The following is an 11857-nucleotide window of genomic DNA, read 5'->3' as shown; positions in this document are numbered from 1 at the left end:
ATCATGAGTGCATTCAGCGCAATCGGTGAAGAAACGGAGCAGGACCAAAACGAGTTCACCCCCGGACTCGAACCCCAGCCGACGTGGTGTCCGGGCTGTGGTGACTTCGGCGTCCTCAAGGCGCTCAAGGGCGCGGCGGCCGAACTCGGCCTCTCGCCCGACGAGATGATGGTGACGACCGGTATCGGCTGTTCCGGCAAGCTCAACAGCTACTTCAACAGCTACGGCTTCCACACCATCCACGGCCGCTCGCTCCCCATCGCCCGCGCCGCGAAGCTGGCGAACCCCGGGCTGACCGTGGTCGCCGCCGGCGGCGACGGTGACGGCTACGGCATCGGTGGCAACCACTTCATGCACACCGCCCGTGAGAACCACGACATCACCTACATCGTGTTCAACAACGAGATCTTCGGCCTCACGAAGGGCCAGACCTCGCCCACGTCGCCGATGGGTCACAAGTCGAAGACCCAGCCCCACGGCTCGGCCAAGACGCCGCTCCGCCCGCTCTCGATGTCCCTGAACGCCGGGGCGTCGTACGTCGCGCGGACGGCCGCCGTCAACCCGAACCAGGCGAAGGACATCATCGTGGAAGCCATCCAGCACGACGGCTTCTCCCACGTCGACTTCCTCACGCAGTGTCCGACGTGGAACAAGGACGCCCGTCAGTACGTCCCGTACATCGACATCAACGACTCCGACGACTACGAGTTCGACAACACGAACCGCTCGGAGGCCTCCGAGATGATGTTCGAGACGGAGAACGCCCTCCACGAGGGCACCGTCCTCACCGGCCGGTACTACGTCGACGAAGACCGCCCGTCCTACCAGCAGGAGAAACAGCGCATCGGCGAGATGCCCGAAGAGCCGCTCGCGGAGCGCTACTTCGACGACTCCTACGAGTGGGAGCGGACGTTCGACAACTTCCTCGACAAGCACAAGTAACGCCGCCGACGCCGTCTCGGCGTTCGGTTTCCGGCCGGTAGCCGCGCCGGTTCGATGTGACCGAGAACCCTTTTCGGATTCGCAAGATATTTTTCTTCCGTGGAAAAATCAACGGGCATGGAAACCACGTCCACGGAGGGACGCATCCTCGCCGTCTTGGAGGAAGACGCGAAAGCGTCGTACGCCCAGATTGCGGACCGGGCGGGCGTGTCGAAGCCGACGGTTCGAAAGTACATTCGCAAACTCGAAGACGACGGCGTCATCATCGGCTACTCCGCCGACATCGACCCGAAGAAACTCGCCGGGCAGTCCATCGCCATGGTCGGCATCGACGCGACGAGCGAGCGCTACGTCGAAGTCACGCGCATCCTCAAGGAACTCGACTCGGTTGAGGCGCTGTACACCTCCTCCGGCGACCACATGCTGATGGCCGAGGTCCGCGCCGTCGACGGCGACTCCCTCGGCGACGTCATCTCCGACGAGATTCTGTCTATCGACGGCGTCACGGCCGCACACCCCTCGTTCCTCCAAGAGCGACTGAAGTAACGCGACCGACCACGACCGACCGCGACTGACCGCGACCGGGCCGCCGCGTTCCTCCGTGCCCGTTTACTTTCGCCGCGCTATCTGAAGCTTCAGGTACGTCGCGCCCGTTCTCTCGACCATGGCGGAGGAGACGTTGCCGGGAACGGCCGACGACGACGGACCCGACAGCATCGTCCTTCACGTCGACATGGACTGCTTTTACGCCGCCTGCGAGCGCCTGCGCGAACCCGAACTCGAAGGGAAGCCGGTCGTCGTCGGCATGGGCTACGAACCCGGCGAGGGCCACGGCGCGGTCGCCACGGCGAGCTACGAGGCCCGCGAGTTCGGCGTCGAGAGCGCCCAGCCGATTTCGACGGCGCTCGAACGCCTCCCGCGAATCGACGACCTCGCCCCCGACGACGACCCCGCGGCGGCGGGCCACTACCGCACCGTCGACCTCGAATTCTACAAGAGCGTCGCCGCCGACGTGAAGGCGATTCTCCACGACTGCGCCGACGTGGTCCGCGAGGTGAGCATCGACGAGGCCTACCTCGACGTGACGGACCGGACCGCGTGGGACCTCGCGGCCTCGGGCGACCGGACGCTGGCGGAGGGCTTCGCCCGCTACGTGAAACAGCGCATCGCCCGCGAGGTCGGCGTCGCGGCCTCCATCGGCGTCGCGCCCAACATGTCGACCGCGAAAATCGCCTCCGACTTCGACAAGCCGGACGGGTTGGTCGTCGTCCGCCCCGGCGAGGTGCGGTCCTTTCTCGCGCCCATCCCGGTCGAGGAGGTCCACGGCGTCGGTCCCGTGACGGCCCGAAAGCTCGGGTCGCTCGGCATCGAGACGGCGGGCGACCTCGCCGACGCCGACGCCGCGGTCCTCGAAGCCGAGTTCGGCTCCCGCGGCCGCGAACTCCACGAGCGGGCGCGCGGCTACGACGACCGGACGGTCACGCCGACGGGCCGGCCCAAGAGCCTCTCGCGGGAGTCGGCGTTCACCGAGCCGACCGACGACAGCGAGGACAAACGGGAGGTCGTCCGCGCGCTCGCGGCCGACGTGGCCGACCGCGCGCGCTCCCGCGGGGCGATGTACCGAACCATCGGCATCAAGGTGGTCGTCCCGCCGTTCGACATCAACACGCGGGCCACGTCGCTTTCCGGCCCCGTGGACGACCCCGAACTCGTCGAGTCGGTCGCACTCGACCTGCTCGACGCCGAGTTCGAAGCGACGACCGTCAGAAAGCTCGGCGTCCGCGTCTCGAAACTCTCCTTCGCGGACGCCGACCAGTCGAGCCTCGACGGCTGGGAGTCCGCCGGGTCTGGCGGGGCAGACGGCGACGGTGACGGCGACGGCCGCGTCAGCGACGAACCCGAAGCGAGCGCCGCCGCCGACGGTGCCGACGAGCCACCGAACACCGGCGGCGAGACCCCCTCGCGCGGCGGCCAGTCGTCGCTCGTCGAGTTCGACTGACTTCGCGGGGGCGACGGGGCGAGGGGGAGGAACTATGGCGTCCGAGGGAGTCCACCAAACCGGATGACGGATTCGGACACGGAAACCATCTCGGTCGCCGAGATCAGCGACGGTCCAGGGGGAGAGGGAACCGAAGAGCCGGGGACGACGGTCGACCTGCCGGTGGTGGATATCCTCACCGGCCGGGGGTTCGTCACGGGCAAGTCAGGGTCGGGCAAGTCGAACACGGCGTCGGTCATCATCGAGAACCTGCTGTCGGCGAACTTCCCGGTGCTCATCGTCGACACGGACGGCGAGTACTACGGGCTCAAACAGGAGTTCGAACTGCTCCACGCCGGGGCCGACGACGAGTGCGACATTCAGGTGAGTCCCGAGCACGCGGAGCGGCTCGCCACGCTCGCGCTCGAACAGAACGTGCCCATCATCCTCGACGTGTCCGGCTACCTCGACGACGCGGCCTCAGACGAACTGGTGACGGAGGTCGCAAAGCACCTCTTCGCCAAGGAAAAGAAGCTCAAGAAGCCGTTTTTGATGCTCATCGAGGAGTGCCACGAGTACATCCCCGAGAAGGGCGGGATGGACGAGGCGGGCAAGATGCTCATCAAAATCGGAAAGCGCGGACGCAAACACGGCCTCGGCGTCGTCGGCATCTCCCAGCGCCCCGCCGACGTGAAAAAGGACTTCATCACCCAGTGCGACTGGCTCGTCTGGCACCGGCTCACGTGGCGCAACGACACCAAGGTCGTCGGGCGCATCCTCGGCTCGGAGTACGCCGACGCCATCGAGGACATGGGCAACGGCGAGGGTTTCCTCGTCACCGACTGGTCCGAGTCGATTCGGCGCGTGCAGTTCCACAAGAAACAGACGTTCGACGCGGGCGCGACGCCCGGCCTCGACGACTTCGAGCGCCCCGACCTGAAGTCCGTCGACGGCGACCTCGTCTCGGACCTCAAGGAGATATCCGACGAGAAGGCGAGACAGGAGAGCCGCATCGCCGACCTCAGACAGGAGCTAGACAAGAAAGACGCGCGGATTCGACAGCTCGAACGCGAGTTAGAGGAGGCACAGGACCTCTCGCGGATGGCCGACCAGTTCGCGCAGGCGATGTTCCAGAAGGCCGAAGCGCCCTACCGCGGCGGCGGCGGCCGCAACCTCAATCGCCCCACCGAAAAGCAGGCCGCGCTCGGCGAGTACAACGAGCGTGCCGAGGGCGAGGCGGCAGACGCGGCGGCCGGCGTCGCGGCCGATGGCGACTCCGCAGGCGGCGACGGCGGGACCGGGAACGCGGACGACGCGCCGCCCCGACAGCCGCTCGAAGCCCCTTCCGGGCCGCCGTGGCCGACCCACGGACTGCTCTCGGAACGCGACGAGGCGGCGGCCGACGGCGCGAGCACCGCCGACGCGGCGGCCGACCCGACCGACGACGAGTCGTGGCTGGCGGCCACCGAGATGGGCGACTTCGAGCCGGCGGAGCTCCATCCCGCGCCGGGCGCGGAGAGCCGCCGGGACGTCGTCGACCGCATGACGGCAATCGTCGACGCGCTGGGCGACGCCCACCACGGGATGCTCGCGCACTACCGCGAGCGCGGCGTCTCCGACCCGCTCGCCGCCCACGTCGCCGCCGGCGAGACCGGCGACCAGCACCTCGCCTACGGTCGGAACCGGTCGCTTCGCCGGGCGGGGTTCATCCGGCACGCCGGCCGCGGGAAATACGAGTACGCGCTCCCCGACCTCGTGAGCGACGAGTACGCGGACCTCTTGGACGAGGACGAACTCCGGGAGACGGTCGCGGCTATCGAGGCGTCGTTCGTCGAACAAGAAGCCGACGGCGAGTAGGCGCGAGACGCGACGCGGGCCGTCGGCCGGAGTCAGAGCGGTTTTTCGACGCGCTTACAGCCCGGAGACGAGGTCTTCGAGCGCCGCGCGCGGGTCGTCGGCCTTGGCGACGCCGGAGGCGAGCAGGATGCCGGTCGCGCCGAGTTCCTCGGCGGTCACCACGTCGTCGCCGGTCGAGATGCCCGCGCCGCAGTAGACCTCGACGTCCTCGTCGACGTTGGCCGCGGCGTCGACGGCGTCGGTGACGATGCCGGGGTCGGCCGTCGCGACGGAGACGTCGCCGCCGATGAGTTCCGGCGGCTCGACGGCGACCGAGTCGGGGCCGAGCGCGGAGACCGCGCCGATTTGGGCGGGGTTGTTGGCGCAGACGCAGGTTTCGAGGCCCGCTCGCTCGGCGGCCTGTACGGAGCCGTCGATGTCGGCGAGCTTCAGGCGCTTTTCGGAGTGGTTGATGAGCGTGCCGACCGCGCCGGCCTCGGCGACGGCCTCGGCGAGGGTACTGCCGGTGTGGCTCCCGTGGCCGTTCGGGTCGACGTGCTGGGCCCACGTCTCGACGCCGGTGTCGGCGACGCGGGAGATGTCGGCCGCCTGCGGGGAGACGGCGATGCGGACGCCGGACTCCTCGGCCACGTCGCGCGCGGCGGTGGCGACTTCGATGGGGTCACACGGGTACGCCTTGAGGTTGACTAGGATGAACACAATCGAACTCGCGTCCGGCGAGACTAATAGATTGGTTTTCGTGGGCGCGATTGCCACGAGACGGCGTCTCGCGGGCGGAAAATCGTGATAAACGGGGCGGGGACTCGGGCGCGTCGTTCCCGCGGCGGGTCGGCGGAATCGGCGTCGTCGTCGGTCGCTGGGGGGCGAACCGCGTCAGTCCTTGCGCTTGACGACGTCGCCGAGGGTGGTCGTCGTGGAGCCGCCGCCGGACCACTCGGAGTCGTCGTCGCTCTCGCCTTCGACCAGCGAGATGTCGAGCTTGCGCTCGATTTTCTTCCGGACGGAGTCCGGCGGCATGATGTCGCCGCGTTCGAGCTTGCGGATGAGGCTCGCCTTCTCGTTGAGCGACTGGGCGAGCTCTTCTTGGCTCATTCCGCGGGACTCCCGCGCCTGCCGGATGCGGTCGTCGTAGTCGGTCGCGATTTCGTCCATGTCGTCGAACATGTCGCGGCGGCGGCGCTTCGACGACGAGGAGGAAGACGACCCCGAGGAGCGAGAGGAGTTCGAGCCCGACGAGGAGGAGGTGGAGTACTTCGTGCTCGCGCTGGAAGTCGACTCGGTGCGGACCTCCGTGCCGAACTCGGCGCAGTCGTCACACAGCTGTAGTTCTGCGCCTTCGACCTTCACAGTCTTCAGAGAGGCTTGGTCGGAGCCGCACATCTCGCACTGAGGCATACACTCACGTACCCGCCCGCCGCGTATAAAAGGCACGCCACCGGCCACCGAACCGCCCGGGACGCGACGGGGTCGCTACCGACTCTCGTCCGCCAGCGGAAGCGTCAGTTCGACGGTGCTCCACCCGTCGCGTCGGTCGTAATCGACTCGGCCGCCCGCGGACTCGACGACCCACTTGACGACCCACAGCCCCAGCCCGGAGCCGTGGCTGAGTTGCGTGATGTCCTCGTCGCCGAAGACGGCGGCCCACTCGATTTCGGGGATGCCGTCGCCGTCGTCGCTGACGCGGAGGGTCGCGTCGTTCTCGCACCGCTTCGCCTCGATGCGGACCGTCACGTCCTCGGAGGTGTGTTCGAGCGCGTTCTCCACGACGTTGGCGAGCGCCTGCGCGAGCTTCGGTCCGACGGACACCGGGAGCGACGGCGGGAGGTCGAGGTCGAACGTCGCGGCGGGGAACCGAGTCCGCCGCGGCTCGACGACGGCGCGGACCGTCTCGGTCGCGTCGACCACCTCGTCGGGGCGCTGGTCGTCGAGGACCGCCGCGGCGGTTCGGGCCTTCTCGCTGACTCGCAGGAGCGTCTCGGTGTGCGCGGCGATTCGCGCGGCCGCGTGCTCGACGCGCGGGTCGCCCGTCGCCTCGCGTATCTCCTCGGCCATCCCGAGCACGACGTTCATCTCGTTTCTGAGGTTGTGCCGGAGGACGCGCTGGAGCACCTGTAGGTGCTCTCTGGCCCGGCGCTGGCTGGTGATGTCGGAGTAGATGGAAAACCCGTACTGCCTCCCGTCGCCGCGGCTGTAGGGGATGCCGCGGTAGAGGAACTCCCGTCTGCCCCACGCGGTCTGCCGGGTGACGATGGCGTGGTTCGCCTTCCCGTCGGCGGTCCGCTGGTCGAAGTCGACGGCCTCGTCGTCGGCGTCCGGCGGGACGATGAAGTCGTTGAGCGACTCGCCGCGCACCTCGGCGGCGTCGTAGCCGAAGACGGTCTCGAACCCCGGATTGACCGCCCGAACGACCGGCTCGATGCCGACGATTTCGAACTCGATGACCGCGTCGTCGATGAGGTCGAACAGGTGGTCGAAGCGGTCGCGCTCGGTGTGCAGTCGCGCGGTCGTCGGCTCGGACGGCTCGCGGCAGACCGCGCCGACGACCCGCTCCGTATCGGGGCCGGGAGGTTGGCATCCGTCGCCCTCACCGCCGTCGGCACCTCCACCGCCGTCGTCGCCCCCGGGATACGGGCTGAACTCGATTTCGACGTCGGCTTCGACCTCGGTGGCTCGGGCCGCGGTCCCGCCGTTACCCCCCGAGAGCCGACAGCGGCACCGGTGACTCTCCCAGTCGGTCGCCCTTCGCACGGCGTCGAGCGTCCCGCGGACCGCCGACCGGTCTTCGTCGGCGACGAAGTCGGAAAACGGTCGCCCGCGGAGCGCCGCGGCGTCCGCGCCGAGATGCGCCGCGAACTCGTCGCTCGCGTGAATTACGGTTCCCGCCGCGTCGAGGACGAACATCAGTCGACGAGCGTCGCGTACGGCGGTCGGTCCCGCGTTCGGAGCCGGCGGGTCGCCGTCGAGACGCCGGCTGGTGCGGTCGTGAACTCGACGTGCTGTGCCGCGCCGTCGCGGTACGCCCGGAGGACGTAGTCCGCCGCGCCCGCGTAGAACGCGCCGAACTGCGCCGCGACGGTCGACCCGTCGACGACGTTGAGCACGGTGTCGCGGTCGTCGAGCACGCCGTCGTCGTTCGCGTACCGGGCCTCCCGCGCGGCCGACTCGCCCATGACGGCGATTTCGCCCGCGATGTTGCCGATGACGAACAGCCGGTCGGACCGTCGCTCGGCGGTCGTCCGGTTGACCGCGTCGAGGGGCTCGCTGTCGAGGTCGAACACGTTGTACGCCGTCTGCCACTCGCCGAACGCGTCGAGGACGAACAGTCGGTCGTCGCCGAGCGCCGCCTCGAACGACAGGCCGACCGCGTCGACGGCGGCGGCGAGCGTCCGTCGGTCCAGCGAGGGCGGCGGCGTAACCGACACGGCGTACCCCGCGTCGAGCGCGGCGGCGGCGAGTTGCGCGACGAGGCCGCCGACCGCGACCTCCCCGTCGTGTTGGACGACCGCGCGACTGCCGACGGCGAACCCGCCGTCGCAGAGGTCGTCGAGGCCGTCGACGCCGGTCGGAATCCGCTCCGTGTCCGCGATTCGCTCGGACCGCGACCGCGACGCGGAGTCGAGCGCGCCGCTAATCTCGCGGAGCATCGTCGTCTGCTCGGCGCGCGCGCCGCGAATCGTCTCCACGTCGTCTTCGATGTGGTCTGCGCCCTCCGCGACGCGCTCGATGCGGCCGGCGACCGCCTCGGTCGTCTTGGCCTGCTGGTCGGTCGCCTCCGAGACGGACTTCGTCCCGCTCGCCGTCTCCTCGACGGCCTCGGTGACGGCGTCGAGGCTCTCCATGGTCTCTTCGACCTGCTCGGTCCCGCGGTCGATTTCCGAGACGGCGGATTCGAGGTGGTCGACCGTCTCGTCGGTCTCCTCGCGGACCGCCCCGAGCACGGCGTCGATTTCGTCCGCCTGCGCCTGCGCCTCCTCGGCGAGCGACTTCACCTCGTCGGCGACGACGGCGAAGCCGGAGCCGGCCTCACCGGCGCGAGCGGCCTCGATGGAGGCGTTGAGCGCGAGCAGGTTCGTCTGCGCGGCGATGTCGTCGATGCCGGCCAGCGCGTCGGCGATGCCGTCGACGCGCGCGCGGAACGCCTCGACCTCGTCGGCGACCGCGGTGCTGACGGCGCGGACGTCCTCCATCACCTCGATGGCCTCGCGCGCCGACGCCCGCCCCTCGGCGGCCCGCTCGGCGGCCCGCTCGGACCGGTCGCTGACCTCTGTCGCGGTCGCGGCAATCTCCTCGACGGTCGCCGAGAGGTCAGACACGTCGTCGACGGCCGCCGCCGCGTCGTCGGCCTGCGTCTCGGCCCGGCGAGAGATTTCGTCGAGCTGGCCGTCGACGGTGGTCGAAATCTCGCGCACCACGTCCAGCGCGCCCTTCGCGTTGGCGACCATCGCGTCGTCGCCGGCGACGTCGGCTCCGCCGGCGCGCCTCGGGTCGTCCGCCACGCCGAGAGCGCCGTCGTCCGAGCGCGTCACGGCCGAACACGCCCCAGATTCAAAACTGAATATAACCGAAGTGAACGTCGGTATCGTGCCTGATTCAGGCGACGTATGGTGTAATTCAGAATCATTTGAAGTTAGTAACTGGTGATAATTTCAATCATATAAATCTGGTTTAGCGGGCAACATCCACACTCGACGCGGGAAGTTCTCACTTCGTTGCAGGCCGAAAACGGACGCCAGAACGGACCGAACGAGCGCGCCGCGGCGACCGCTTCGGGATTGCGTCACCTCGCTCCGAACCGCGTCGATTCGAGTGAGGTTCGGTGGGTCGAGTCGAAGTTGGACGGGGCAGGTCAGGTCAGGTCAGGTCGCCCCACGCGCCCCAGAAGCGCTGGACCGCGGTGAGGTGGCCGACGACGGCGAAGAACACGAGAAGCCAGCCGACGAGCGTCAGCCCGCCGACGGCGTCGGGGTAGACGGCGGACGCGAGGCCGACGAGGCCCATGAGCGCCAGTCGGTCGGCGCGTCCGACGAGGCCGCCGTAGGCGCGCCCGAGGCCGACCGCCTGAATCTGGGTGCCGAGGTAGGAGGTCATGAGGACGCCCGTGACGGCCGCGAGGCCCAGCGCGAACGAGTCGATGCCGGCGGCGAGACCGACGAGGACGACGATGTCGGCGTAGCGGTCGAGCACGTGGTCCAGCAGGTCGCCGGCCTTCGAGGAGACGCCCTGCTCGCGGGCGAGCGCGCCGTCCACGAGGTCGAGCCAGCCGTTGAGGAAGACGAACACCGCGCCGAGACCGTACCAAAGCGGGTCGGCGAGGCCGAAGGCGACGCCGGCGGCGATGGCGAACCCGAACGCGACGACGCTCACGCCGTTCGGCGAGAGGCCGAGCGCGTCGGCGACGGAGACGAACGGGGCGAGCAGTTTGTCGGCGGTGTCGCGGTACTGGTCGAGCGTCATAGATAGTCGATGAAGTCGACGGTCCCCGCCGAGGGTTCTCGCTCGCCCGCGACGACCGCCGCGATGTCGTCGGCGACGGCGTCGGGGTCGCGCTCGGTCGTGTCGATTTCGTACACCGCGTCCTCGCCGTGGAACTCGACGGCCTCGCCGAGAATCACGTCCAGCGCCTCGGACTCGCGGTTCTCGCGCGCCTTCGCCTCCGACTCGCCGCGGTCGAGGAGACGCTGTTCGAGGATGTCGGGGCGACAGCGAAGCACGACCACGCGGTCGGCCTCGAAGTGGTGTGCGAGGTGGCTCTCGACGATGCCGTCCCAGTCGCCGAGTTCGTCGCGGGCGGCGTCGAGGTCGACGACGAGCGTGTCGCGGTCCTCGTCGCGCTCGGTCCAGAGGCCTTCGTCTTTCACGAGTCGGTTGAGGTGGACCACGTCGAGGTCGAGGTCGGCGGCGACGCGCTCTGTCGCCGTGGTCTTGCCGGTGCCGGGCGTGCCGGTGACGACGACTCTCACGCCGGCGGCACCTCCGAGACGACGCGGTTGAGCACGTCCACGGCGCGCTTCGTCTGTGCTTCGGTGCCGCAGGAGACGCGGATGCACTCCGGGAGGCCGAAGCTCCCGCAGTCGCGGACGATGACGCCCTCGCGCTGGGCGGCCTCGGTGACCGCGGTGGCGTCGCCGACCTCGGCGAGGACGAAGTTACCCTCGCTTTCCCACGTCGGCGCGTCGAGGTGTTCGCGGAGGTAGTCGCGGGACCACCGGGCCGACTCGACGGACTTCTCGACGTGTGCCTCGTCGTCGAGCGCGGCGAGCGCGGCGCGGCAGGCGACCTCGCTGGCGGCGAACGGCGTGTTCACGCGGGCGTAGGCGTCGGCCCACGCCTCGGGCACGCAGGCGTAGCCGATGCGGAGGCCGGCCAGCCCGTAGGCCTTCGAGAACGTCCGCAGGACCGCGACGTTGTCGTACTCCGACAGCAGGTCGATGGCCGACGGCTCCTCGGCGAACTCGCCGTAGGCCTCGTCGACGACGAGGAGCGTGTGGTCCTCGACGGAGTCGGCGAGTTCGACGAGTTCGTCGCGGGGGAACACGGAGCCGGTGGGGTTGTGCGGCGTCGTGAGGTAGACCATGCGCTCGCCGTCGTAGGCGTCGAGGACGCGGTCGGCGGTCTGCTCGAAGTCGTCGCCCTTCGACACCTCGTACTGGACGGCGTCGCCGTGGTGGTAGCGGGCGCTCATCGAGTAGTACGAAAAGCCGGGCGCGGGTTCGAGAATCCGGTCGTCCGGTTCGAGCATCGCGCGGGTCAGGTAGTCGATAGAGCCGTCCGCGCCGGGCGACACCCACACCTGTTCGGGTGCGAGGTCCCACTTGTCGGCGAGGCGCTCGGTCAGGTCCGTGTGGGCGGTCTTCGGGTAGACGCTCACGGTCGGCGCGGCGTCCTCGATGGCGGCGACCGCCTTCGGACTCGGGCCGTGGGGGTTCTCGTTCGAGGAGAGTTTCGTCAGGTCCTCGGGGTCCATCCCGAGTTCGCGGGCGACCTCCTCTGTCCCGCGGCCGGGTACGTAGGGGGCGTGCGCGGAGAGGTCCCGTGGTTGCATGGTCGGAAAATGCGGGTCGCGGTTCTTAAGCGTGCGTA

11 protein-coding genes are annotated in these 11857 nt (G+C 69.2%); 4 read left to right on the top strand and 7 right to left on the bottom strand.

Going from position 1 to position 11857, the window contains the following annotated elements:
- The first annotated feature begins 3 nt into the window (after nucleotides 1-3).
- The 4 genes from C438_RS04425 (at nucleotide 4) to C438_RS04410 (ending at nucleotide 4777) form a co-directional block, all read left to right on the top strand.
- Nucleotides 4-942: a thiamine pyrophosphate-dependent enzyme gene (locus tag C438_RS04425; protein WP_004043633.1), complete on the top strand. Its 939-nt coding sequence runs from the start codon at nucleotides 4-6 to the stop codon at nucleotides 940-942.
- A 117-nt stretch (nucleotides 943-1059) separates the two neighbouring features.
- Nucleotides 1060-1488, top strand: a complete 429-nt coding sequence (gene lrpA1, locus C438_RS04420; protein WP_004968072.1) for an HTH-type transcriptional regulator LrpA1 — start codon at nucleotides 1060-1062, stop codon at nucleotides 1486-1488.
- A gap of 118 nt (nucleotides 1489-1606) precedes the next feature.
- Complete coding sequence (gene dinB, locus C438_RS04415; protein WP_004968071.1) at nucleotides 1607-2941, top strand: DNA polymerase IV; 1335 nt, start codon at nucleotides 1607-1609, stop codon at nucleotides 2939-2941.
- Nucleotides 2942-3004: 63 nt separating this feature from the next.
- Nucleotides 3005-4777 (top strand): helicase HerA domain-containing protein, encoded by a 1773-nt coding sequence (locus C438_RS04410; protein WP_004968070.1) that lies wholly within the window; start codon nucleotides 3005-3007, stop codon nucleotides 4775-4777.
- Nucleotides 4778-4831: 54 nt separating this feature from the next.
- Here the strand turns inward: C438_RS04410 and tpiA are convergent, their stop codons facing one another.
- From tpiA to hisC, 7 genes are all read right to left on the bottom strand, one after another.
- Nucleotides 4832-5476, bottom strand: a complete 645-nt coding sequence (tpiA, locus tag C438_RS04405) for a triose-phosphate isomerase (RefSeq protein ID WP_004968069.1) — start codon at nucleotides 5474-5476, stop codon at nucleotides 4832-4834.
- 174 nt (nucleotides 5477-5650) lie between these two features.
- Nucleotides 5651-6172, bottom strand: coding sequence for a multiprotein bridging factor aMBF1 (locus tag C438_RS18940; protein ID WP_081909201.1), 522 nt, complete (start codon nucleotides 6170-6172; stop codon nucleotides 5651-5653).
- Nucleotides 6173-6247: 75 nt separating this feature from the next.
- Entirely contained in the window at nucleotides 6248-7678 is a 1431-nt protein-coding gene (locus tag C438_RS04390) for a PAS domain-containing sensor histidine kinase (RefSeq protein WP_004968066.1), read from the bottom strand.
- Nucleotides 7678-9303 carry a methyl-accepting chemotaxis protein gene (locus C438_RS04385; protein ID WP_004968065.1) on the bottom strand — a complete coding sequence of 542 codons (1626 nt, stop codon included), beginning with the start codon at nucleotides 9301-9303 and terminating at the stop codon, nucleotides 7678-7680. Before C438_RS04385 ends, C438_RS04390 begins: the two co-directional genes overlap by 1 nt.
- 325 nt (nucleotides 9304-9628) lie before the next feature.
- Complete coding sequence (locus C438_RS04380; protein ID WP_004968064.1) at nucleotides 9629-10231, bottom strand: CDP-alcohol phosphatidyltransferase family protein; 603 nt, start codon at nucleotides 10229-10231, stop codon at nucleotides 9629-9631.
- The gene (locus C438_RS04375) at nucleotides 10228-10737 is read right to left on the bottom strand and encodes an adenylate kinase family protein (RefSeq protein WP_004968063.1); all 510 of its coding nucleotides are present in this window, start codon (nucleotides 10735-10737) and stop codon (nucleotides 10228-10230) included. The genes C438_RS04380 and C438_RS04375 overlap by 4 nt, the downstream gene beginning before the upstream one ends.
- Nucleotides 10734-11819, bottom strand: coding sequence for a histidinol-phosphate transaminase (hisC, locus tag C438_RS04370; RefSeq protein ID WP_004968062.1), 1086 nt, complete (start codon nucleotides 11817-11819; stop codon nucleotides 10734-10736). The genes C438_RS04375 and hisC overlap by 4 nt, the downstream gene beginning before the upstream one ends.
- Between the last annotated feature and the right edge of the window lie 38 nt (nucleotides 11820-11857).

This window comes from Haloferax denitrificans ATCC 35960 (genome assembly GCF_000337795.1).
In the GTDB taxonomy this organism is placed as follows: Archaea; Halobacteriota; Halobacteria; order Halobacteriales; family Haloferacaceae; genus Haloferax; species Haloferax denitrificans.
Note: the sequence above shows the minus strand (reverse complement) of the source record. Positions and strands in the feature narration are given on the sequence as shown.